Here is a 22,752-nt window from a genome sequence, read left to right as displayed (position 1 = left end):
CGTACAGCTGCTCGTTACAGCTTCTCGATCACGTAGTCGATGCAGGCCGTCAGGGCCAGCACGTCCGCCGGGTCGATCGCCGGGAACATCGCGACACGCAGCTGGTTGCGGCCCAGCTTGCGGTACGGCTCCGTGTCGACGATGCCGTTGGCGCGCAGCACCTTGGCGACCGCCGACGCGTCGATCTCGTCCGCGAAGTCGATGGTGCCGATGACCTGCGAGCGCTTCGCCGGGTCGGTGACGAACGGGGTCGCGTACTTCGACTCCTCGGCCCAGCCGTACAGGTTCCGCGCGGACGTGGCGGTGCGGCCGACCGAGAAGTCCAGGCCGCCCTGGGTGTTCAGCCAGGTCAGCTGCTCGTTCAGGAGGAACAGCGTGGCGAGCGCCGGGGTGTTGTACGTCTGGTTCTTCAGGGAGTTGTCGATCGCCGTCGGCAGCGAGAAGAACTCCGGGATGTGCCGGCCGGAGGCGTGGATGCGCGCGGCGCGCTCCAGGGCCGCCGGGGAGAACGCGGCGATCCACAGGCCACCGTCGGCGGCGAAGCACTTCTGCGGCCCGAAGTAGTAGACGTCCGTCTCGGTGACGTCGACCGGCAGGCCACCGGCGCCGGAGGTGGCGTCCACCAGGACGAGGGAGCCCTCGTCGGCACCCGCGACGCGCTTGATCGGCATGGCGACACCGGTCGACGTCTCGTTCTGCGTGAACGCGTAGACGTCGACGCCCGCCTCGGCCTGCGGCTCCGGGTGGGTGCCCGGCTCGGAGGCGATGACGCTCGGGTCGGCCAGCCACGGGGCGAGCTGGGCGGCCTTCGTGAACTTCGACGAGAACTCACCGAAGTTGAGGTGCTGGGACTTCGTCTCGATCAGACCGTGCGTCGCGATGTCCCAGAAGGCGGTGGAACCGCCGTTGCCCAGGATCACCTCGTAACCCTCGGGGAGGGAGAAGAGGTCGCGCACACCCTGACGCACCGAGCCGACCAGGTTCTTGACCGGGGCCTGGCGGTGGGACGTACCGAGAAGAGACGTTCCGGTGGCGGCCAGCGCGTCGAGCGCCTCCGTCCGCACCTTGGAAGGACCGGCGCCGAAGCGTCCGTCGGAGGGCTTGATGTCAGCGGGAATCTGGATATCGGCCACGAACCGGAGCGTAGTACCTGACGGACACGGTCGAGGACCGTGTCCGTCGGATGAGACACCCGCTCCGGCCTGTGGATCACCTCGAACGGTGGATCAGCCCAGCTCGACCGGCAGGTCGTACAGGTCGTTCTGGGTGACGATCGGCTTGTTCCGCAGCTCGGAGGCCGGGACGGCGAGCTCCAGATCCGGGAACCGCTCGTACAGTGCGGGCAGCGCCACCCCCGCCTCCAGCCGCGACAGAGCCGCCCCGGGGCACACATGCGGGCCGTGGCCGAACGCGATGTGGCGGTTGGGGGAGCGGGTGACATCGAAGTCACCGGCGGTCGGCCCGTACTGCGCCTCGTCGCGGCCCAGCGCACCGAAGGAGACGATCAGAGCCTCGCCCTTCGGCAGCACCTTGTCGCCGACTTCGACGTCCTCCGTGGCGAACCGGATCAGCACATGCGAGGTCGGGGTTTTCCAGCGCAGGGTCTCCTCGATCACGTTCTCCCACGGCACCTCCCCGCCGAGTACCTGCTTGCGCTGCTCGGGGTGGGTCTGGAGGGCGACGACCGCGTTCACGATCAGGCTGATCGTCGTCTCGTGACCGGCCGCGATGATCAGCTGGAGGGTGTTGACGATCTCCTCGTCGGTGAGGTGGTCGCCGTCCTCGGAGGCTGCGATCAGGGCGCTCGTCAGATCGTCGCCCGGGTTCTCGCGCTTGGCGTCGACGATCTTCGTGAAGAGGGCGCCGAGGTCCGCCATCATCTGCGGGACCTCCTCCGGCGGCGTCTGCGTGGAGAAGAACTTCTCGAAGAGCTCCTTCAGCCGAGGGTGATCGGCGCCGTCCACGCCCATCAGCTCGCTGATCACGTTCATCGGCAGCGGGTACGCGAACTCCGCCTTCAGGTCGATCTGCTCGCCCCGGGGCAGCGCCGACAGCCGGTCCAGGCTCGCCGTCGTCAGCGCCTCGATGCCGGCCCGCAGCCGCTCCACCCGCTTCACGGTCAGCGCCTGCGCGACCAGGGTGCGCAGCCGGCGGTGGTCCGCGCCGTCGACCGTCAGCATGGAACGGCCCGGGTTGGCGAGGCCGATCAGCGGCCAGTCCATCGGTATCTCGCCGCGCTGCCAGGCGGTCCAGACGTTGATGTCCTTGACCACCCGGCTGTCGGTGAGCAGTTGCCGCGCCTCGGCGTGGTGGGTGACCGCGTAGCAGTGCACCCCGCCGGGCAGCTCCACCTCGGCGAGCGGGCCCGCCGCGCGCAGCCGGGCGCTCTCGCCGTCGAGGTCGGTGACGAAGGGGTCAAGGGCGATCCGGGTCATCAATGGCCTCCAAGGGCGGGAGTGGGAGTGAACGTCACGGGCAGGTCCGTCAGGCCCCGCAGCCAGGGGGACGGGCGCCGGGTCAGCTCTTCGGCGGGCACGGCGAGGTCGAGGTCCGGCAGCCGGTCCAGCAGCACCTCGATGCCGGTGCGGGCGATGACCTCGGCGGTCTCCTGGGCCGGGAACGGGCAGCGGTGCTCGCCGTGGCCGAAGGAGAGAAACGCGTTGTTGCCGCCGGTCAGTGACGAGCCGTCGGTACGGACCTGTGGATCCCCGTTGGCGGCGGCGATGCCGAGCAGCAGCAGGTCGCCCGCCTGGATGTGACGGCCGCCGAGGTGGGTGTCGCGCGACGCCCAGCGGCCCGCCACGTTCTGCGTCGGGGTGTCCTCCCAGAGGACCTCGTTCATGGCCTCGGCGACGCTGTGCCGGCCGCCCGACAGGGACGCGGCGAACCGGTCGTCGGTGAGCATCAGCCGCAGCGAGTTGCCCATCCAGTCGGCGGTCGGCTGGTGGCCCGCGGCCATCATGACCATCAGGTCCTGGGCGATCTCCTCGTCGGTGAAGCCGCCTGGGTCGGCGAGCATCCGGGTTGCGACGTCGTCGGCGGGCTCGGCGTTCTTGTCGACCAGCAACTGGGCCATGGACGAGGCGAGGTGCTGCTGCCCGGCCAGGGCCCGCTCCCGGCCGTCGATCATGTCGTTGATCGAGCCGACGAGCGCAAATCCGGTGTCGCTGCCGAAGCCGTAGATCTTCGCCAGGACGAGCGCCGGGAGCAGCATCGCGTAGTCGGCGATGATGTCGGTCTCACCCTTGGAGCAGAACCGGTCGATGAGCGTGTCCGCGAAGTCCTCCGCGTACCGCTTGAGCGCGAACGGGTCGACTGCCTCCAGTGCGTTGCTGATCATCGCGGCGCGCTCGGTGTGGCGAGGGCCGACGGTGTAGAGGATCGACGGCTGCTTGCGGCCGATCATCGGCAGCAGCGGCCAGTCGTCCGGGATGCGGTCCCACTGGTTCCACAGGTCGGAGTCGCGGCTGAACAGCACCGGGTCGTTGGTCAGCTGGTGCAGTTCGCGGTAGCCGAGGACGAGCCAGGCGGGTACGTCGCCGTCGAGGACGACAGGCGCCACGGCTCCGTGATCGCGGCGCATCTCCCGGTACAGCCGGGTCGGTTCGGTCTGGAACCGGGGTCCGGAGAGCGGCGCGGGGCCGTGCGGGACGGGGCAGCCGGCGGGGGGCGCCGGGGGCTGGGTCACGAGCTGGGCTCCGGGGTCTTCTGCGGTGCGGGCTCCGGCGCGGTATCCGGACGGGCGGCGGACGGGACGGGCACCTTGCCCTGCGCGAGCGCATGGAGGTGCTCGACCAGCGTGATCAGTACGTACTTGCTCGACGAACGGTCCCGGGCGTCGCACTCCACCAGGGGTACGTCGTCCGAGAGGTCGAGCGCCTCACGTATCTGCTGTTCGGTGTGGAGCGGGCCGCCGAAGTCGTTGCACGCCACGATGAACGGCGTGCCGTGGTGCTCCAGGCGGTCGATCGCGTACCAGGAGTCGGCGAGCCGGCGGGTGTCGACGAGGACGACGGCGCCGAGCGTGCCGGAGAACAGCCGGTCCCACAGGAACCAGAAGCGTTCCTGACCGGGGGCGCCGAACAGGTACAGCACCGAGCGTTCGTCGAGCGTGATCCGGCCGAAGTCGAAGGCGACGGTCGTGGACGATTTCGCGTGCACCCCGTCGAGACGGTCGACGGCCTCGCCCGCGCGGGTCATGGTCTCTTCCGTGTTCAGCGGACGGATCTCGCTTACGGAGCGGACCATGGTGGTCTTGCCGACCCCGAAGCCGCCGACGACGACGATCTTCAGTCCGTTGTCGGCCGTCGCCTGCAGGGCGGGACGGTCAGAGGTTGCGGAGTCCAACGAGCACCTGTTCCAGGATGTCGGGGTCGGGGAACCGGTCCGCGACACGGGTGGTACGGGGGTGACGGGCGCTGATCCGGCCGGTGGCCAGCAGATCGGACAGCATGATCCGGACGATGCTGACCGGCAGGCCGAGGCCCGCCGCGATCTCCACGACCGCGGTGGGGCGCTCGCACATGCGCAGGATGGTGACGTGCTCCGACTGCATGCCGGGGGACGGCTCGCATTCGGAGACCACCAGCGTCACCAGGTCGAACGCGTCCGAATCGGACCGGCTGCGGCCACCGGTGAGGGTGTACAGCCGGTCCGGACCGTCGTCCCGGCCGGGTCGGGGGCGGGTCATACGTCGGCGGTCGCGTCGACGGTGGCAGCCGGGTCCGCGGAGGAGCGCGGCGGAGCGCTGAGGTGCTCGCCGAGCTGCTCGACGAGCTCGCTCATGTTGTGCCCGATGAGGCCGACATCGGCGTCCTCGGAGGCGACGACCGCGAGATGGGCGCCCGCGCCCGCCTCGACGATGAACAGCACGCCGCCGTAGAACTCGGCCATCGCGGACCGTACGCCGCCGGTGCCGTCACCGAACTCGACGGACGCGCCGTGCGACAGGCTCTGGATGCCGGCCGAGATCGCGGCCAGCTGGTCGGCCTGGTCGACGGAGAGCTCGGGCGTGCGGCACAGCTTGAGGCCGTCCCTGGACAGGACGAGGGCATGGCGGGTGCCGGGGGTGCGCTCCAGGAGCCCCTCCAGCAGCCAGTTGAGCTTCTCGTCGGTGGTCGCGGTCATCGGGTGTTGCCTTCCGGGTGCGGGGAATTGGGCCGTACAGCCTGGCGGAAGCTGCTGAAGCGCGCTGCCTGTTCCTTGGGGTCGGCCGTACAGGGCCGGGGAGTTGCGGTGGCGCCGTCGGTCCGGGTGCGGGCCTCGGCGGCGGCGAGGGTGTGGCCGCGGGTGCGTTTGGGCAGTCCGCTGTCGCCGGTGGCGGGCTCGGGCGCGGTGCCGGCGCCGGTGCCCGTGTCGGGCTCAGTGCTGGTGTCGGTCTTCGGTGCCGCGTCCGTCGCGTCGTGGGCGGGTTCCGGCCGGGCGGCCGGGGCGGGTGCCGCCGCGCTGCCCGGGTCGGGTGCCGGGACGCCCACCGGGGCCCGGGTGATGAGCTCCTGGGGAAGCATCATCAATGCCCCCGTGCCGCCCCGCGCGGACGGCCGGAACGACACCGTCAGACCGTGCTTACGGGCCAGCCGGCCGACGACGGCCAGGCCGAGCCGGGTGCCGGACAGCCCGGCCAGGTCCTGGTCGGTGGCGGACACCGCACGCTCGGCGCGCCGCAACTGCACATCGCTCATCACCAGACCGCTGTCCTCGACCGTCAGCACGACACCGGCCGGTACCTCCTCGACGTACACATGGACTTCCGCGGTGGGCGGCGAGAAGTTGGCGGCGTTGTCGAGGAGTTCGGCGAGGGCGTGCATGACACCCTCGGCGGCGTGACCGGCGATCGCGACATCACTGGTCGAGTGGAGACGTACCCGCTGATAGCCGCCGATCCGGCCCATCGCACCGCGCAGGATGGACTCCATCACGATCGGCTTCGCCCAGCGGCGCCCGGAGCGGGCACCGGTCAGCACGGCGATGGAGTCGGCCACCCGGCCGACCTGGGCGGTGCGGTGGTCCAGATGCAGCAGATCGCCGAGGACGTCCTCGGCGGAGTGCCGGTGCTCCATCTCGCGCAGGTCGGCGAGCATGCTCGTGGCCAGGGCCTGCATCCGGCCCGCGGCATTGGCACATGCGGCGACCGCGGCGGAGCGCTCGGTGGCGCTGCGGGCCGCGCGGGCGGTCAGCTGTTCCACCTGGGCGCCCAGCCGGGCGGCTTCGGCGGCCGCCTGCTCGGCGATCCGGGCGGTCTCGGCCGAGGCGGCGGCCTTGATCCTGGCCGTTTCCGCGGTGAACCGCTGGGCCTCGGCCGCGGACGACGACACCAGCCGCGAGGTCTCCGCGGTGAACCGCTCGGCCTCCGCCGCGTGCCGCGCGCGCAGCAGACGCATGGTGGCCCGGGCGTGCACGGTGGCGGCCACGGCGACCGACAGGAGCACGGCGGCGGCGCCCGCCCCCCAGGCCAGCGGGGTCCTTACCGAGGCGGGGGCGGCGACGACCGCCCACAGGCAGCAGGAACCGGTGACGGCCGCCGAGACCAGCAGGGCCAGTGCGGTCGGCCGGGATGAGGAGCGCAAGCGGAGTCCTTGGGGCGGACGGTGACGGACAGGGCGGATCCGGACACTTCGGCACGGGAGAGGGTGAAGGCGATAACTGGAGCTGATAATTCCTAATCAAGTCGAGGTCACTATATGAGAATTGACGATCTGTTTGGGAAGCGCTTGCGGCTTTCTTTGTTATGTATGTGACTACGGGGCTGGCGCATTCCGACGTATTCCGACGTACTGACGTATTCAGCGCATTCTCGCGAGGAACCCCGGAGCTTCGACCCCGGGAGGAATCGCGTCCTGGGCGGGCGGCGCGGAGTGCCGCAGTGTCGCGCCACCGGGCACGTGCCCGCACAGCCGCCCGGCGGAGCCGGACAAGGCCACGAGCGTTGGAGGCGAACGCGTGGGCGATGGATCACTGGTGCGGGTGGAAGGTGAGCGGACTCCGCTGGTTTGTGCGATTGGCGCACTAGAGTCCGTTGTCATGAAGTTGGTGGTGCGGGTCAAGTTGCTGCCGACGCCGTTGCAGGCGTCGGTGCTTGAGGCGACCCTGACCGCGTGCAACGAGGCCGCGACCTGGGCCGCGACAGTGGCGTTCGAGACGGGCGTGCGCAGGAATCTGCCGCTGCGCAGGCTGACCTATCGGGAGATCAAGTCCCGGTGGGAGCTCGGGGCGCAGGCTGCTCAGCATGCGGTCAAGAAGACCTGCGACGCGTATACCGCCCTGGCGGCGAACTTGCGGAACGGCCGTTGTGGCAGGCCCGGTTCGAAGCGCCACGCCCGGGTTTCGGGCAAGTCGGTCGCCTTCCGGCCCCAGGCGGCCCAGCCGTATGACGACCGGATGCTGTCCTGGCAGCACGAACGGCGTACGGTATCGATCTGGACCACCGGCGGGCGCATGAAGAACGTGGCCTTCACGGGACAGACGGAACAGTTGGAGGTCCTGGCCCGGTATCGGCAAGGCGAGTCCGACCTGCTGTGTGAGGGCGGGCAGTGGTATCTGCTCGCGACCTGCGAGATCCCCGAGGCCGAACCGAACACACACCCGGCCGCGTTCCTCGGTGTGGACTTCGGGATCGTGAACATCGCCGCCACGAGCGACGGCACCAGGTACTCCGGGCGCAGGATCAACCGCAAGCGGGCCAGGGACCGAGCTCTGCGTTCCAAGCTGCAGAGGAAGGGCACGAAGTCCGCGAAGCGGCGGGCGAAGAAGTACGCGGGCCGCGAGGCCCGCCGCAACAAGGACATCAACCACAAGATCAGCAAGCGGATCGTGGCGGAGGCTGCACGCACCGGTCGCGGAATCGCCCTGGAGGATTTGGGCGGTATCCGGGAGCGGGCACGGCTGAGAAAGCCCCAACGCACCACGCTCCACTCCTGGCCTTTCGCCCAGCTCGGCTCCTTCATCGCCTACAAGGCGAAGCGGGCCGGAGTGCCGGTGGTGCACGTCGATCCGGCGTACACCAGCCAGGAATGCTCGCAGTGTCATCATGTCGAACGCGGCAACCGGCCTTCCCAGGCCGTGTTCGCCTGCCGGTCCTGCGGCTTCGTTGAGCACGCGGACCACAACTCGTCCCACAACATCGCCCACAGAGGGTGGTACGCGTGGGTCCGCGGGGCCGAGTCAACGGCCCCCGCTCTCACGCTGATCGCGTGAGAGCTGGACGCAGCCGGACTCATCGAAGCCATCGATGACCCGAGCAGCAAGCCCGGGAACTTCAGTCCCGGGTCGTTGACGGGAAACGCGAGGGGCGGCAGCCCCAATGGCCCGGTCGGCGGGACGATCGACGGCATCCTGGGCGCATGACCGACGAGCAGATGCGGACCTCTCTTGTGCGGGCCCTCTCCGGCGCTGTGCGCGGAGAGGTGGAGTTCGACGCCACCGCACGGGCGCTGATGACGATGGACGCCTCCAACTACCGTCGCGTACCACTCGGCGTCGTCGCCCCGCGCGACGCCGACGACATCGCCGCCGCGCTCGCCGTCTGCCGTGCGCACGAGGTGCCCGTGGTGCCGCGCGGCGGCGGAACCTCCATCGCCGGGCAGGCCACCGGCACCGGTGTGGTCCTCGACCTCACCCGCCATCTGCGGTCGATCGTGGAGCTGGACGCCGGGACCCGCACGGCCGTCGTCCAGCCCGGCGTGATCCTGGACGACCTGCGCCGGGCCGCCGCACCGTACGGCCTCACGTTCGGCCCGGACCCGTCCACACACAGCCGCTGCACACTCGGCGGGATGATCGGCAACAACTCCTGCGGCTCCCACTCGGTGGCCTGGGGCACCACCGCCGACAACGTCGAAGCACTGGCCGTCGCCCGCTACGGCGGCGACACGCTGCGGCTGGGCCGCGGCCGGTGGGACGGCGCCCCCGCCGGCCTGCGCGAACTGGCCGGCAGTCACCTCGCCCTTTTGCGCACCGGCTTTCCCGAGCTTCCGCGCCGCATCTCCGGGTACGCCCTCGACGCCCTGCTCCCGGAGCGCGGACCGGACCTCGCCCGCGCCTTCTGCGGCAGCGAGGGGACGCTCGGCGTGGTGACGGAGGCGACCGTACGGCTGGTCGAGGCACCCGAGGCCCGCGCCCTCGCCGTACTCGGGTACGCCGACGAGTCCGCGGCCGCCGAAGCCGCCCCCGGCCTCCTCCCGTACTGCCCCCTGACGGTCGAGGGCATGGCCGCCGATCTCGTACGCGAACCGGCCGGTCTGCCGCGCGGCGGAGCCTGGCTCTTCGTCGAGACGGGTGGCGCCACCCCGGCCGAGGCGCGGGCGCGCGCCGAACAGATCCTGCGGGCGGCCGACGCGGTGGACGCGGCCGTCGTCACCGACCCGGCCGGGCAGCGGGCCCTGTGGCGCATCCGGGAGGACGCATCCGGCACGGCGACCCGGATGCCCGACGGCAGTGAGGCCTGGCCCGGCTGGGAGGACTGCGCCGTACCACCCGCCCGCCTCGGCCCCTACCTGCGCGAATTCCGCGCCCTGCTCACCGCCCACGGACTGCGCGGCACACCGTACGGGCACTTCGGCGACGGCTGCATCCATGTGCGGATCGACTTCGACCTGCTGAGCGATGACGGCGTTGCCCGGTTCCGCCGCTTCTCCGAGGAACTGGCCACGCTCGTCGTCGCGCACGGCGGCTCACTGAGCGGGGAACACGGCGACGGGCAGGCCCGGGCCGAGCTGCTCCCCCGCATGTACGGAGACGAACTCGTCGCGCTCTTCGGGCGGTTCAAGGACCTCTGGGACCCGGACGGCGGCATGAACCCCGGGGTGCTCGCCCGACCGGCCCGCCTCGACGAGAACCTCCGCTTCGACGTCCTGCCGAAGCACCCGGTGGACGTCACCTTCGGCTACCCGCACGACGGCGGCGACTTCTCGGCGGCCGTACGGCGGTGTGTCGGCGTCGCGAAGTGCCGTACGGCGCAGGCGCCGGGCGCGGGCGTGATGTGCCCGTCGTTCCGGGCGACAGGCGAGGAGGCGCACTCCACCCGCGGCCGGGCCCGGCTGCTGCACGAGATGCTCGCGGGTGAGGTGATCACGGACGGCTGGCGGTCGAAGGAGGTCCGGGACGCGCTCGACCTGTGCCTGTCCTGCAAAGGATGCCGCAGCGACTGCCCGGTGGGCGTGGACATGGCCACGTACAAGGCGGAGTTCCTGCACCACCACTACCGGGGGCGGCTGCGCCCCGCCGCCCACTACGTGATGGGCCGCCTGCCGGGGTGGCTGCGGCTCGCGGCCCCGTTCGCGCCGGTGCTGAACGTGCTGGCCCGGATCCGCCCGCTCGCCGCACTGGCGAAGCGGCTCGCGGGCATTGCTGCGGAGCGGTCAATTCCGATTCTGCCGGGGGAGACGTTCACCCGGTGGGCGGCCAAGCGCAGGCGCCGGGGGACGGTGCTCCTGTCGGGCGACCAGGTGGTGACGGTCTGGCCGGACACCTTCACCAACCATCTCTCCCCGGAGGTCGGCAGGGCGGCGGTCCGGGTCCTGGAGGCGGCGGGCCGGACAGCCCTGTACCCGGGGCGAGGCGTGTGCTGCGGCCTCACCTACGTGTCGACGGGCCAGCTGGACAAGGCCCGCAGGGTCATGCGCCGCACGCTGGACCGGATGGGACCCGCCCTCGGCGACCCGCTCGTCGTCCTCGAACCGAGTTGCGCCGCCACTCTCCGTACGGACCTCCCGGAACTCCTCCCCGACGACCCCCGCGCCGCGGAACTCGCCGCATCCGTGCGCACTTTGGCGCAGTACCTGGAGGAGTACGCCCCCGACTGGCAACCACCGCGCCTGGACCGCCCGGTCACCGGCCAGACCCACTGCCACCAGCACGCGGTCCTCGGCGACGCAGCGGAACGACGGCTGCGCGAACGCGCCGGACTGGCAGGTGAACTGGCCGGTGGCTGCTGCGGACTGGCGGGGAACTTCGGTTTCGAACGGGGCCACTGGGGGGTGTCGGTGGCCTGCGCGGAGGAGCAGCTGCTGCCGTCGGTACGGAGTGCGGAGCCCGGCACGGACATCCTGGCCGACGGCTTCTCCTGCCGGACCCAGCTGGCCCAGCTGGCAGGCGTGCGATCGAGGCACCTGGCGGAGCTGCTGGCAGAGGGCCTGAACGGCACCGACACCCACCCGATCTGACCCAAGCCCCCACAGCAACACCCAACCCTGTGCAGCAACACCCAAGTCCCCGTGGAAACACCCAAGCCCCTGCGGCGATTGTTGCGCAGCGGGGCTTCGGGGCGGAGCCCCGGGTTCGGGAAGGGGCGGGGCGGGGGAACAGCCCTCCCCCGCCCCCACACGCTGTCAGCCCGTGGCGGCCGCCCGCACCACCGCCGCCACCAACCGCTCGTTCTCCGGCGCCGCCCCACCAGGAAAGGCATACCGCCGCCGCGTGTACCCGTACGCCACCCCACTGGCCGGATCGGCAAGCGCCTGCGACCCCGCCGCACCGCAGTGCCCGAACGCCCCCTCGCCCAGCGACGGATACCGCACGGCCGGCCGCTCGAAGCCGAGCCCGAAGTGGTCCTCCTCGCCGGTCACCAGGTCGGTGCCGACCGCGTGCAGCCGGGCGAACTCGGCGAGCGTCTCCGCCTTGAGCAGCGGGGCCCGGCCGTCCACCTCCGAGATGGCGGCCGCGTACATCCCGGCCAGCCCGCGCGCCGAGCCCACACCACCCACCGAGGCCGGGCCCAGCGCCCGCACGGACGGATTGTTGATCCACGTGATCAGGTCGGTCGGGTAGTTGAAGGCGACGGCCCTGAGGCTCTTCGGATCGATCGGGTCGAGCACGAGCGCGGCCGCCTGCTCCGGGGTGGGCGCCATCGGCCGGACGGCGACGTACCGCGCTTCGAGCGCCTCGGGCTGTCCCAGAAAGAAGTCCAGCCCGTACGGGGCCCTGATCCGCTCCTCGAAGAGCTCCTGGATCGAACGCCCCGTGACCCGGCGCACCACTTCACCGGTGAGGGCCCCGATCACCAGGCCGTGGTACCCGTACGCCGTACCGGGCGTCCAGAACGGCGTCTGCCCCGCCAGCCGGGCGGCGAGCAGCCGGTCGTCAGCCAGCTCCTCGTCGCTGAACCCGCCCTCCACCCCGATCACTCCGGAGGCGTGCGCGAGCAGCTGCCGCAGTGTCAGCCCGCCCTTGCCCTCGGCGGCGAACGCGGGCCAGTAGGAGGCGACCGTACGGTCCAGGTCGAGAACGCCGTCCTGGACCAGCAGCGCGACGACCAGGTGCGCGGCGCCCTTGGTGGACGAGTACACGGCGGGCAGTGAATCGGCCTCGATCCCGTCCCCGGCCCAGAGATCGACGACCGTCCGGCCGTGCAGCCGCACCGCGAGCTGGGACCCGGGCTCGGTGGTGTCCTCGGCGAGTACGGCGGCGTAGGTCTCCCGTACGCCTTCGAAGCCCGGTGCGACCGTGCCGTGCACGGTGATGTCGTTCGTCAAGGTGATCCCCCAGATGACGGTCGGCCTGTGTCCGGCTCTCACAGCACCCCAACCCCCTTGCCGCGCAGGGAAATTCCCTCATCCGGTGATGTCTTCTCCAATGATTTCGCGGGCCATTGCCGCGAGTTTCGGCAGCGCCGGATGGCCGGGTGCGTCGCGGCGGGCGAGCAGCAGCGGCACGGTCGGGGCGTCGACGAGCGGGCGGTACGCGACCCCGGTGTGCGGATGCATGTCGGCGGTGGAGGCGACCGACACCCCGGAGCCGCGGCCGGCCGCGATGGCGGTCAGCCAGTCGTCGGTGTTGGCGACGGTGAGGGTGGCGGCGGGGCGGGCGTGCGGCGGCCACAGGTCGACTGTGGTGGTGCCGGAGACGGTGTTGAGGACGACCGTGCCGTCCGCGAGATCGGCGAGACGGAGCGTGGTGTGTGCGGCGAGCGGGCCGTCCGCCGTCACCGCCGCCACCCGGTCCTCGCTGAACAGCACCTCGGTGACGAGCCCCGGCGCCTCGACGGGCCCGCGCAGCAGAGCCGCGTCGACCTCGCCGCGGGTGAGCCCGGCCGTGCGGTCGTCGATCCGCAGCAGTTCGAGAGGGGTCTCCGGGTACCGGTCCTGCCAGCCGCGGAGCAGCGGTGTGGTGTACGGGCCGAACGCGGACCAGGCGTGTCCGAGCCGCAGCGGCCAGTTGCGCAGGCCACCGGAGTCGACCGCCTCGTCGAAGGCGGCGACCGCGGCGGCCGCCTTGTCGCGGAAGACGACGCCCTCGGGGGTGAGGGCGAGGTGATGGGTGGAGCGGTCCACGAGCCGGACGCCGAGATGCTGCTCGAGGGCGGCGAGGGTGCGGGAGACGGCGGGCTGCGTGAGCCGGAGCGCGGCTGCGGCGCGTGTGACGTTGCCCGCGTCGGCGACGGCGAGGAAGGCCCGCAAGTGGCGCAGCTCGACGCTGCGGCCCTGTCCTGTGCTCATGCGTCGGCAGCATAACGGGAGCGCATTGGGCATTTCACGCGCCGCGCGGAGGTCTCTACGGTAAAGAAACGGCCCACGCCGCAAGAGTGCAGTATCTTCAATCGTGAAGTGCAATACAGTGCACTCGATCCCGTTCAGCCCCTTGAGGAGGAAGGCCGCCACGTGAACGACCAGCGCAGTGCCGCAGAGCCGGCCGTAGCAGCCGTCGCCGTACCGGAGGCGGTGTCCGCCCTCGACGGGGCGGGCTCCGCGCGTCCGGGCGGCCGAAGGGCGGCGCTCGCCCCGGTGGCCCTGGTGGTCGCGGGCGGCCTCTCCGTGCAGTTCGGCTCGGCGGTCGCGGCCCTGCTGATGCCGCGGGCCGGTGCGCTCGGGGTGGTCACGCTCCGGCTGGTGGTCGCCGCGGTCGTCCTGCTGGCCGTCTGCCGCCCGAAGCTGCGCGGTCACTCGCGGGCCGACTGGGGAACGGTGGTTGCGTTCGGCATCGCCATGGGCGCCATGAACATGCTCTTCTACCAGGCTCTCGACCGCATTCCGCTGGGTGCGGCCGTCACCCTGGAGGTGCTCGGCCCGCTGGCGCTCTCGGTGATCGCCTCCCGCCGTCTGATCAACTTCGTCTGGGCGGGGCTCGCGCTGGGCGGGGTGTTCCTGCTGGGCGGCGGAGGCTTCGACCGGCTGGACCCGCTCGGTGCGGCGTTCGCGCTGGGTGCGGGGGCGATGTGGGCGACGTACATCGTCTTCAGCGCCCGCACCGGCCGCCGCTTCCCGCAGGCCGACGGTCTGGCCCTGGCGATGGTGGTCGCCGCAGTGCTGTCACTGCCGCTGGGCATCCTGGAATCGGGCGCGAAGCTGGCGGTCCCGTCGACACTGGCGATGGGTGCGGCGGTGGCGCTGATGAGCTCGGTGCTCCCGTACACCCTGGAACTGATGGCGCTGCGCCGGCTGCCCGCGCACACGTTCGCCGTGCTGATGAGCCTGGAGCCGGCCATCGCGGCGACGGCCGGATTCCTCATCCTCGACCAGGCCCTGACCGCCACCGACGCGCTGGCGATCGCGCTGGTCATCGGGGCGAGCATGGGCGCGGTCCGCAGCCAGGTGGGCGCCGGCCGCCGCACGAAGGCGAACTCCTAGAGAGTCGGCCGTCACCACCCGCAGGCCGCGTCCAGGTCCCAGACCGTATCCGCCAGTTCGGCCGGATACGCCGGCCAGCCGGAGGTGTGCCAGTGGGCGATCCGCCAGGACAGCCGGCGGGGCCAGAGCGGGGTGGTGGGCAGCTCGGAGACCGGTACCCAGGCCGGGGCGCCCCCGTAGTTGTCCAGTGTCTCCGGTTCGCCCACTTCGCCGTCCGCCTCCATCGTGAAGTAGTGGCCCCGGGTGCCGCCCCGCCAGATCCGGGCCACTTCGCGTACGACCGTTCCGTGCAGGCCGGTCTCCTCCCGGAGTTCGCGGACCGCCGCCACCTCCGGTGTCTCGCCGGCTTCGACGCCGCCGCCCGGGATCTCGTAGTGGCAGCCGTCGTCCCCGGGGAAGTGGATCAGTAGCATCCGCCGGTCGCGGATGACGATCGCGCCGCCGCGGACCCGGGTCGGTTCGGCTGTCGTCGGGTCGTCCAGGGCGGCCGTGTCCTGCGGGGGAGCTCCCTGCGACCACGCGCGCAGGACGTTCTCCGCCGTGCCGACCGGGCGGATCCGGGCGTGCAGCGCCTCGGTCAGGGAGAGTGCGGCCGATGTGCCCTCAGCGGTCCGGCCGTCGGCGCGGAAGGAGTCCGGGGCGGCGCCCGGGAAGGAGTAGTAGATGCCGGCCTGGTCCCGATACTGCTCCAGGACAAGTCTGTTGTCGTCGAAACGCACACCTGCGGCGCGAGGTTCGTCAGTCATCGGCGGAGGCTAGCAGCCGGATCCCGGCCCGGCCGTGGAGTCGGACGCATCAAACAATGCAAGCATGCTTGCTTGTTTCCTGGTCCGCTGACATGCTCCTGGGCACACCGCCACGCCCCGAGGGGAGCGCACCGTGTCCGATGCCGCAGCCGTGCTCGACGATCTGCGCAGCGAGAGCGACGAACTCGACCTGCTGGTAGCGGAGTTGAGCGCCGAGCAGTGGGCCGGGCCGACCCCCGCCGAACGCTGGACAGTCGCCCACCAGATCGCCCATCTGACCTGGACCGACGAGGTCGCCCTGCTCGCCGTGACCGACCCGGGTGCCTTCGCCGCGGAGGTCGCCAAGGCACAGGCGGCACCCGACAGCTTCGTCGACCAGGCCGCCGGGGAACTCGTGGCCGAGGAGCCGGCCACGCTGCTCACCCGCTGGCGCGACGGGCGCGACCGGCTCCAACGAGCCCTGCGCGCCGCCCCGCCCGGCACCCGCATCCCCTGGTACGGGCCGCCCATGAGCGTCGCGTCCATGGCGACCGCGCGGCTGATGGAGACCTGGGCGCACGGGCAGGACGTCGCCGACGCCCTCGGTGCCGTACGCGCCCCGACCACCCGGCTGCGCCACATCGCCCGGATCGGGGTGCGGACCCGTGACCACGCCTTCCTCGTACAGGGGATCAAGGCGCCCGACGAGGAGTTCCGCATCGAACTCGAAGCCCCCGACGGCGAGGTGATCGCATTCGGGCCCGAGGACGCCGGACAGCGTGTCACCGGACCGCTGCACGACTTCTGCCTCCTCGTCACCCGCCGCGCCCACCGCGACGACCTCGCCGTCCGTGCCGTCGGGGCCGACGCCGACCAGTGGCTGGACATCGCCCAGGCCTTCGCCGGCCCGCCCGGACCCGGCCGCGCGCCCGGGGGTGGTGCACCCGGCAGCGGTGCACGGGGCGGCGCCCGATGACCGCCGCACCGCTGCGGATCGGGAACGCCTCCGGGTTCTACGGTGACCGCTTCGACGCCGTACGGGAGATGCTCACCGACGGCCCCCTCGACATCCTCACCGGCGACTACCTCGCCGAGCTGACCATGCTCATCCTCGGGCGCAGCCGGCTCAAGGACCCTGCCCGCGGCTACGCCACCACCTTCCTGCAGCAGCTCGAAGAAGGCCTCGGGCTCGCCCACGAGCGCGGTGTGAAGATCGTCGCCAATGCCGGGGGGCTCAACCCGGCCGCACTCGCCGGGGCCGTCGCCGAACTGGCCCGCAAGGTGGGCGTTCCGGTCCGGGTCGCGCATGTCGAGGGCGACAGCCTGCCCGTGCCCGACGGGTTCCTCACCGCCAACGCCTACCTCGGCGGCCACGGCATCGCCGCCTGCCTGCGCGCCGGAGCCGATGTCGTCGTCACCGGCCGGGTCACCGACGCCGCCCTCGTCACCGGCCCCGCCGCCGCCCACTTCGGCTGGGGGCCGGACGACCACGACGCCCTCGCCGGGGCCGTCGTCGCCGGACACGTCCTGGAGTGCGGCACCCAGGCCACCGGCGGGAACTACTCCTTCTTCCGCGGCCACGACATCCGCCGGCCCGGCTTCCCGCTCGCCGAGATCCACGCCGACGGGTCGTCCGTCATCACCAAGCACGACGGCACGGGCGGCTTCGTCGACGTCGGGACCGTCACGGCCCAGCTCCTCTACGAGACCGGCGGCGCCCGGTACGCCGGGCCGGACGTGACCGCCCGGCTCGACACCGCACGCCTGACCCAGGACGGGCCGGACCGGGTCCGGATCTCCGGGGTGCGCGGCGAGGCCCCGCCGCCCACCCTCAAGGTGGGGCTCACCCGGCTCGGCGGCTGGCGCAACGAGGTCGTCTTCGTGCTCACCGGGCTCGACATCGAGGCCAAGGCACAGCTGGTGCAGGACCAGTTCGCGCAGGCGCTCGCCCGGTCCCGTACCGGGCCGCCCGACGAGGTGCGGTGGGAACTGGCCCGTACCGACAGGGCCGACGCCGACACCGAGGAGACCGCCGCCGCCCTGCTCCGGCTCGTCGTCCGCGACCAGGACCCGGAGGCCGTCGGCAGGGCGGTCTCCGGGGCCGCGATCGAGCTGGCCCTCGGCAGCTACCCGGGCTTCCATGTCACCGCCCCGCCCGGCAAGGGCGCGCCCTACGGAGTGTTCGAGGCGAGGTACGTACCGGCGGAAGACGTCGAGCACGTCGCCTTGGGGCCGGACGGGCGACGGGAGCGGGTGACACCACCCGTACGGACAAAGGCGCTCGAGGAAATCGACGAGCCCGCTCTCCCCGAACCCCTGCCCGCCGGGCTGACCCAGCTCACCCCCCTCGGCCGGATCGCCGGCGCCCGGAGCGGCGACAAGGGCGGTGACGCCAACATCGGCATCTGGGTCCGCACCGACGACGCCTGGCGCTGGCTGGCCCACGAACTGACCGTCGAACGCTTCCAGGAACTGCTGCCCGAAACCGCCGAGTTGACCGTCGTACGGCACGTCCTGCCGAACCTCCGCGCACTGAACTTCGTCGTCCACGGCCTCCTCGGCGAAGGCGTCGCCGCCCAGGCCCGCTTCGATCCGCAGGCCAAGGCGGTGGGGGAGTGGCTGCGGTCCCGGCACCTCCCCATCCCCGTGACCCTGCTCGAAACCACCGACGCACCGGAGGCGCACGCATGACCGTCCTGGCCACCGGGCTCGACACCACGAGTCCCGAATACGCCGCGAACCGCGCCACCATGCTCGACCGGCTCGGCGAGCTCGGCACCGAGCACGGCAAGGCCCTCGCGGGAGGCGGCGAGAAGTACGTCGAGCGGCACCGGGGGCGCGGCAAACTCCTCGCCCGGGAGCGGATCGAGCTGCTCGTCGATGCCGACACACCGTTCCTGGAGCTGTCGCCGCTGGCCGCCTGGGGCAGCGAGTACGCCGTGGGGGCCTCGCTCGTCACGGGCATCGGGGTCGTCGAGGGCGTCGAGTGCCTGATCACCGCCAACGACCCGACCGTGCGCGGCGGCGCCTCCAACCCCTGGACCCTGAAGAAGGCCCTGCGCGCCAACGAGATCGCCTTCGCCAACCGGCTGCCCTGCATCAGCCTCGTCGAGTCCGGCGGGGCCGATCTGCCGTCCCAGAGGGAGATCTTCATCCCCGGCGGCGCACTGTTCCGGGACCTCACCCGGCTCTCCGCCGCGGGCATCCCCACCGTCGCGGTCGTCTTCGGGAACTCCACGGCCGGCGGGGCGTACGTCCCCGGCATGTCCGACCACACCGTCATGATCAAGGAGCAGTCGAAGGTCTTCCTCGGCGGACCGCCGCTGGTGAAGATGGCGACCGGCGAGGAGAGCGACGACGAGTCCCTCGGCGGCGCCGACATGCACGCCCGCACCTCCGGACTCGCCGACCACTTCGCCGTCGACGAGCACGACGCGCTGCGCCAGGCACGGCGGATCGTCGCCCGGCTCAACTGGCGCAAGGCACACCCCGATCCGGGACCCGCCGAGCCACCGAAGTACGACGAGGACGAACTGCTCGGGATCGTGCCCGGAGATCTCAAGATCCCGTTCGACCCGCGCGAGGTGATCGCCCGGATCGTCGACGGCTCCGACTTCGACGCGTTCAAACCGCTGTACGGCACGAGCCTGGTCACCGGATGGGCCCGGCTGCACGGCTACCCCGTCGGCATCCTCGCCAACGCGCAAGGGGTGCTGTTCAGCGAGGAGTCGCAGAAGGCCGCCCAGTTCATCCAGCTCGCCAACCAGCGCGACATCCCCCTCCTCTTCCTGCACAACACCACCGGCTACATGGTCGGCAAGGAGTACGAGCAGGGTGGCATCATCAAACACGGCGCGATGATGATCAACGCGGTGTCCAACTCCAGGGTCCCGCACCTGTCCGTGCTGATGGGCGCCTCCTACGGGGCCGGGCACTACGGCATGTGCGGGCGCGCCTACGACCCCCGCTTCCTCTTCGCCTGGCCCGGCAGCAAGTCCGCCGTGATGGGCCCGCAGCAGCTCGCGGGCGTGCTGTCCATCGTCGCCCGGGCCTCCGCCGCCGCGAAGGGACGGCCCTACGACGACGAGGCCGACGCCGGGCTGCGTGCCATGGTGGAGCAGCAGATCGAGTCCGAGTCGCTGCCGATGTTCCTCTCCGGGCGGCTGTACGACGACGGGGTCATCGACCCGCGCGACACCAGGACCGTCCTCGGGATCTGCCTGTCCGCGATCCACACCGCCCCGGTCGAAGGCGCCCGCGGCGGCTTCGGCATCTTCCGGATGTGAGGACGAACATGATCAGCACCCTGCTCGTCGCCAATCGGGGCGAGATCGCCTGCCGGATCTTCCGTACCTGCCGTGCCCTGGGCATCGCCACCGTCGCCGTGTACTCGGACGCGGACGCCGACGCACTGCACGTCAGGGAGGCCGACATCGCCGTACGGCTGCCGGGGGCCGCGCCCGCCGACACCTATCTGCGCGGCGATCTCGTCGTACGCGCCGCCCGCACGGCGGGCGCCGACGCCGTGCACCCCGGCTACGGCTTCCTCTCCGAGAACGCCGGCTTCGCCCGGGCCGTACAGGACGCCGGGCTCGTCTGGGTCGGCCCGCCGGTCAAGGCCATCGAGATGATGGCGTCCAAGACCCGGGCCAAGGAACTGATGGCCGCCGCCGGGGTGCCGCTGCTCGCACCCGTCGACCCGGCGCAGGCCACCGCAGGTGACCTGCCGCTGCTGCTGAAGGCCGCGGCGGGCGGCGGCGGACGCGGCATGCGGGTCGTACGTGAACTGGACGCCCTGCCCGGCGAGATGGCGGCCGCCACGGCCGAGGCAGCGAGCGCCTTCGGCGACGGCGAAGTCTTCGCCGAGCCCTACGTCGAACGCGGCCGGCACGTCGAGGTCCAGATCATGGCCGACGCACACGGCACCGTATGGGCGCTCGGCACCCGCGACTGCTCGCTCCAGCGCCGCCACCAGAAGGTCATCGAGGAAGCCCCCGCGCCCGGCCTCGACGACGCGCTGCGCACCCGGCTGCACGACGCGGCGACCGCAGCGGCCCGCGCCGTCGGCTACCGGGGCGCGGGCACCGTCGAGTTCCTCGTCGCCGCCGACGGACACCCGTACTTCCTGGAGATGAACACCCGGCTCCAGGTCGAACACCCCGTCACCGAAGCCGTCTTCGGGCTCGACCTCGTCGCCCTCCAACTGTCCGTCGCCGAAGGCGAACCCCTCCCCACCACGCCCCCCGCCCCGCACGGGCACGCCGTCGAAGCCCGGCTCTACGCGGAGGACCCGGCCCGCGACTGGCAGCCACAGACCGGAGCACTGCTCACGCTGGACGTACCGGACGAACCCGGTCTGCGCCTCGACACCGGATACACCGGCGGCGACACCATCGGCATGCACTACGACCCGATGATCGCCAAGGTCATCGCCCACGCCCCCACCCGCGCCCAGGCCGTACGACTCCTCGCCCGCGCCCTGGAACGCGCCCGCATCCACGGCCCGGTCACCAACCGCGCGCTGCTCGTACGGTCCCTGCGCCACCCCGACTTCACCGGCGCCCGCCCCGACACCGGCTTCTACGACCGCCACCTGGAATCCCTCACCCGCACCCCGGGCGACGACGCGGACCGGCACCTCGCGGCCCTCGCCGCAGCCGCCGCCCACGCCGCCCGGCACCCGGAAGCCATCGGCACATCCCGCTTCGGCGGCTGGCGCAATCTCCCCTCCCAGCCACAGACCAGGCGCTACCGCAGCGAACCCGACGGCGCCGAACACGAGATCGCCTACCGCACCACCCGCAGCGGCGCGATCGACGCCCCCGGTGCCCGGATCCTCACCGCCACCCCCGGCCACGTCACCGTCGAAACCGACGACGGCGTCACCCACCGCTTCCGCCTCGCCACCCACCACGACCGGGTCCACGTGGACGGCGCCACCGGCTCGTACACCTTCACCACCCTCCCCCGCTTCACCGACCCCACCGAACGCACCGAACCCGGCTCCCTGCTCGCCCCCATGCCCGGCACCGTCGTCCGGCTCGCCGACGGCCTCGCACCCGGCGCCGCCGTCCGAGCCGGACAGCCCCTCATCTGGCTCGAGGCGATGAAGATGGAACACCGCATCCTCGCCCCCGCCACCGGCACCCTCACCGCGCTCCACGCCGCACCCGGCCTCCAGGTGGAGGTCGGCGCCCTGCTCGCAGTCGTACAAGACGCACAGGAGGAACCGACCCCATGAGCACCGCCCTCGAAACCGAAGAGCAGCAAGACCTGCGCGCCGCCGTCGCCGCACTCGGAAAGCGGTACGGGCGCGACTACATGACCTCCGTCGTACGCGACGGCGCCCACCCCCGCGAACTGTGGACCGAAGCCGCCAAGCTCGGCTACCTGGGGGTCAACCTCCCCGAGGAGTACGGCGGCGGAGGCGGCGGCATGGCCGAACTCTCCATAGTCCTGGAAGAGCTGGGAGCGGCAGGATCGCCCCTCCTCATGATGATCGTCTCCCCGGCGATCTGCGGCACCGTCATCGCCCGCTTCGGCACCGACACCCAGAAACAGCAGTGGCTCCCCGGCCTCGCCGACGGCACCCTCACCATGGCCTTCGGCATCACCGAACCCGACGCCGGCTCCAACTCCCACCGCATCACCACCACCGCCCGCCGCGACGGCGACGAGTGGCTGCTCACCGGGCGGAAGGTGTTCGTCTCCGGTGTCGACATCGCCGACGCCACCCTCATCGTCGGGCGCACCGAGGACGCCAGGACCGGCAGGCTCAAGCCCTGCCTCTTCATCGTCCCGCGCGACGCCCCCGGATTTCGGCGCTCGCAGATCGACATGGAACTCCAGGCACCGGAGAAGCAGTTCGAGCTGGTCCTCGACGACGTGCGGCTGCCCGCCGACGCCCTCGTCGGAGGGGGTACCTCCCGCTCGGGCGAAGCCGAGAGTGGGGGAGAGGACGCGGGCCTCCTCCAGCTCTTCGCCGGACTCAACCCCGAACGCATCATGACCGCCGCCTTCGCCCTCGGCATGGGCCGGTACGCCCTCGGCCGCGCCGTCGAGTACGCCCGGACCCGACAGGTGTGGAAGGAGCCCATCGGCTCCCACCAGGCCATCGCCCACCCCCTCGCCCAGGCGCACATCGAACTCGAACTGGCCCGCCTGATGATGCAGAAGGCCGCCAGGCTCTACGACGAGGGCGACGACATCGGTGCGGGCGAAGCCGCCAACATGGCGAAGTACGCCGCTGCCGAGGCCTGCGTGAAAGCCGTCGACCAAGCGGTGCACACCCTCGGCGGCAACGGCCTCACCCGCGAATACGGGATCGCTTCCCTGATCACCGCGGCCCGCGTCGCCCGGATCGCACCCGTCAGCCGGGAAATGATCCTGAACTACGTTTCCCACCAGTCCCTGGGTCTCCCCAAGTCGTACTGACACAGGGGACTCTGTCCCTCCAGCCGCCGTTCGAA

18 protein-coding genes are annotated in these 22,752 nt (G+C 71.7%); 8 read left to right on the top strand and 10 right to left on the bottom strand.

The features are described 5' to 3' along the window. Positions 1-14: 14 nt before the first annotated feature. From serC to OHB49_RS19295, 7 genes are all read right to left on the bottom strand, one after another. Complete coding sequence (serC, locus tag OHB49_RS19325; protein ID WP_030975537.1) at positions 15-1,133, bottom strand: phosphoserine transaminase; 1,119 nt, start codon at positions 1,131-1,133, stop codon at positions 15-17. A 93-nt stretch (positions 1,134-1,226) separates the two neighbouring features. Then, positions 1,227-2,435: a cytochrome P450 family protein gene (locus OHB49_RS19320; protein ID WP_030975539.1), complete on the bottom strand. Its 1,209-nt coding sequence runs from the start codon at positions 2,433-2,435 to the stop codon at positions 1,227-1,229. Further along, entirely contained in the window at positions 2,435-3,688 is a 1,254-nt protein-coding gene (locus OHB49_RS19315; RefSeq protein WP_030975541.1) for a cytochrome P450, read from the bottom strand. The genes OHB49_RS19320 and OHB49_RS19315 overlap by 1 nt, the downstream gene beginning before the upstream one ends. Continuing rightward, complete coding sequence (locus tag OHB49_RS19310) at positions 3,685-4,347, bottom strand: GTP-binding protein (protein ID WP_030975543.1); 663 nt, start codon at positions 4,345-4,347, stop codon at positions 3,685-3,687. The genes OHB49_RS19315 and OHB49_RS19310 overlap by 4 nt, the downstream gene beginning before the upstream one ends. Further along, the gene (locus OHB49_RS19305; RefSeq protein WP_030975545.1) at positions 4,328-4,690 is read right to left on the bottom strand and encodes a DUF742 domain-containing protein; all 363 of its coding nucleotides are present in this window, start codon (positions 4,688-4,690) and stop codon (positions 4,328-4,330) included. The genes OHB49_RS19310 and OHB49_RS19305 overlap by 20 nt, the downstream gene beginning before the upstream one ends. Further along, positions 4,687-5,127, bottom strand: coding sequence for a roadblock/LC7 domain-containing protein (locus tag OHB49_RS19300; protein WP_030975547.1), 441 nt, complete (start codon positions 5,125-5,127; stop codon positions 4,687-4,689). Before OHB49_RS19300 ends, OHB49_RS19305 begins: the two co-directional genes overlap by 4 nt. Continuing rightward, positions 5,124-6,566 (bottom strand): ATP-binding protein, encoded by a 1,443-nt coding sequence (locus tag OHB49_RS19295; protein WP_329161780.1) that lies wholly within the window; start codon positions 6,564-6,566, stop codon positions 5,124-5,126. The genes OHB49_RS19300 and OHB49_RS19295 overlap by 4 nt, the downstream gene beginning before the upstream one ends. A 454-nt stretch (positions 6,567-7,020) precedes the next feature. On the opposite strand from OHB49_RS19295, the gene OHB49_RS19290 reads away from it, so the two are divergent. Next, positions 7,021-8,193, top strand: a complete 1,173-nt coding sequence (locus OHB49_RS19290) for an RNA-guided endonuclease InsQ/TnpB family protein (RefSeq protein WP_329161778.1) — start codon at positions 7,021-7,023, stop codon at positions 8,191-8,193. Positions 8,194-8,339: 146 nt separating this feature from the next. After that, positions 8,340-11,159 carry an FAD-binding and (Fe-S)-binding domain-containing protein gene (locus tag OHB49_RS19285; protein ID WP_329161776.1) on the top strand — a complete coding sequence of 940 codons (2,820 nt, stop codon included), beginning with the start codon at positions 8,340-8,342 and terminating at the stop codon, positions 11,157-11,159. A 165-nt stretch (positions 11,160-11,324) separates the two neighbouring features. On the opposite strand, the gene OHB49_RS19280 is transcribed toward OHB49_RS19285, so the two are convergent. Together OHB49_RS19280 and OHB49_RS19275 are read right to left on the bottom strand one after the other, a co-directional pair. After that, positions 11,325-12,467: a serine hydrolase domain-containing protein gene (locus tag OHB49_RS19280; protein ID WP_329161774.1), complete on the bottom strand. Its 1,143-nt coding sequence runs from the start codon at positions 12,465-12,467 to the stop codon at positions 11,325-11,327. Between the two features lie 78 nt (positions 12,468-12,545). Further along, complete coding sequence (locus OHB49_RS19275; RefSeq protein ID WP_329161772.1) at positions 12,546-13,430, bottom strand: LysR family transcriptional regulator; 885 nt, start codon at positions 13,428-13,430, stop codon at positions 12,546-12,548. A 162-nt stretch (positions 13,431-13,592) separates the two neighbouring features. On the opposite strand from OHB49_RS19275, the gene OHB49_RS19270 reads away from it, so the two are divergent. Continuing rightward, the gene (locus tag OHB49_RS19270; RefSeq protein WP_329161770.1) at positions 13,593-14,558 is read left to right on the top strand and encodes an EamA family transporter; all 966 of its coding nucleotides are present in this window, start codon (positions 13,593-13,595) and stop codon (positions 14,556-14,558) included. A gap of 11 nt (positions 14,559-14,569) precedes the next feature. Here OHB49_RS19270 and OHB49_RS19265 read toward each other — a convergent pair whose 3' ends face one another. Then, positions 14,570-15,304: an NUDIX domain-containing protein gene (locus tag OHB49_RS19265; protein WP_329161768.1), complete on the bottom strand. Its 735-nt coding sequence runs from the start codon at positions 15,302-15,304 to the stop codon at positions 14,570-14,572. Between the two features lie 133 nt (positions 15,305-15,437). On the opposite strand from OHB49_RS19265, the gene OHB49_RS19260 reads away from it, so the two are divergent. The 5 genes from OHB49_RS19260 to OHB49_RS19240 are packed head-to-tail and all read left to right on the top strand — an operon-like array spanning position 15,438 to position 22,717. Next, on the top strand, positions 15,438-16,259 hold the full coding sequence (locus OHB49_RS19260) for a TIGR03084 family metal-binding protein (protein WP_329161766.1): 822 nt from the start codon (positions 15,438-15,440) through the stop codon (positions 16,257-16,259). After that, positions 16,256-17,974 carry an acyclic terpene utilization AtuA family protein gene (locus OHB49_RS19255; RefSeq protein ID WP_329161764.1) on the top strand — a complete coding sequence of 573 codons (1,719 nt, stop codon included), beginning with the start codon at positions 16,256-16,258 and terminating at the stop codon, positions 17,972-17,974. Before OHB49_RS19260 ends, OHB49_RS19255 begins: the two co-directional genes overlap by 4 nt. Further along, complete coding sequence (locus OHB49_RS19250) at positions 17,971-19,569, top strand: acyl-CoA carboxylase subunit beta (protein WP_329161762.1); 1,599 nt, start codon at positions 17,971-17,973, stop codon at positions 19,567-19,569. The genes OHB49_RS19255 and OHB49_RS19250 overlap by 4 nt, the downstream gene beginning before the upstream one ends. A gap of 8 nt (positions 19,570-19,577) precedes the next feature. Next, a complete protein-coding gene (locus tag OHB49_RS19245) occupies positions 19,578-21,524 on the top strand; it encodes an acetyl/propionyl/methylcrotonyl-CoA carboxylase subunit alpha (RefSeq protein ID WP_329161760.1) in 1,947 nt (648 codons plus the stop codon). Further along, a complete protein-coding gene (locus OHB49_RS19240) occupies positions 21,521-22,717 on the top strand; it encodes an acyl-CoA dehydrogenase family protein (protein WP_329161758.1) in 1,197 nt (398 codons plus the stop codon). Before OHB49_RS19245 ends, OHB49_RS19240 begins: the two co-directional genes overlap by 4 nt. Positions 22,718-22,752 lie beyond the last annotated feature (35 nt).

The sequence above is a fragment of the Streptomyces sp. NBC_01717 genome, from assembly GCF_036248255.1.
Lineage (GTDB): Bacteria > Actinomycetota > Actinomycetes > Streptomycetales > Streptomycetaceae > Streptomyces.
Note: the sequence above shows the minus strand (reverse complement) of the source record. Positions and strands in the feature narration are given on the sequence as shown.

What these genes read in the sequence shown, in the direction of transcription:
- OHB49_RS19320 (WP_030975539.1), bottom strand. Translation starts at nt 2,435, where the DNA reads ATGACCCGGATCGCCCTTGACCCCTTCGTCACCGACCTCGACGGCGAG.
- OHB49_RS19305 (WP_030975545.1), bottom strand. Translation starts at nt 4,690, where the DNA reads ATGACCCGCCCCCGACCCGGCCGGGACGACGGTCCGGACCGGCTGTAC.
- OHB49_RS19300 (WP_030975547.1), bottom strand. Translation starts at nt 5,127, where the DNA reads ATGACCGCGACCACCGACGAGAAGCTCAACTGGCTGCTGGAGGGGCTC.
- OHB49_RS19290 (WP_329161778.1), top strand. Translation starts at nt 7,021, where the DNA reads ATGAAGTTGGTGGTGCGGGTCAAGTTGCTGCCGACGCCGTTGCAGGCG.
- OHB49_RS19285 (WP_329161776.1), top strand. Translation starts at nt 8,340, where the DNA reads ATGACCGACGAGCAGATGCGGACCTCTCTTGTGCGGGCCCTCTCCGGC.
- OHB49_RS19275 (WP_329161772.1), bottom strand. Translation starts at nt 13,430, where the DNA reads ATGAGCACAGGACAGGGCCGCAGCGTCGAGCTGCGCCACTTGCGGGCC.
- OHB49_RS19265 (WP_329161768.1), bottom strand. Translation starts at nt 15,304, where the DNA reads ATGACTGACGAACCTCGCGCCGCAGGTGTGCGTTTCGACGACAACAGA.
- OHB49_RS19255 (WP_329161764.1), top strand. Translation starts at nt 16,256, where the DNA reads ATGACCGCCGCACCGCTGCGGATCGGGAACGCCTCCGGGTTCTACGGT.
- OHB49_RS19250 (WP_329161762.1), top strand. Translation starts at nt 17,971, where the DNA reads ATGACCGTCCTGGCCACCGGGCTCGACACCACGAGTCCCGAATACGCC.
- OHB49_RS19245 (WP_329161760.1), top strand. Translation starts at nt 19,578, where the DNA reads ATGATCAGCACCCTGCTCGTCGCCAATCGGGGCGAGATCGCCTGCCGG.
- OHB49_RS19240 (WP_329161758.1), top strand. Translation starts at nt 21,521, where the DNA reads ATGAGCACCGCCCTCGAAACCGAAGAGCAGCAAGACCTGCGCGCCGCC.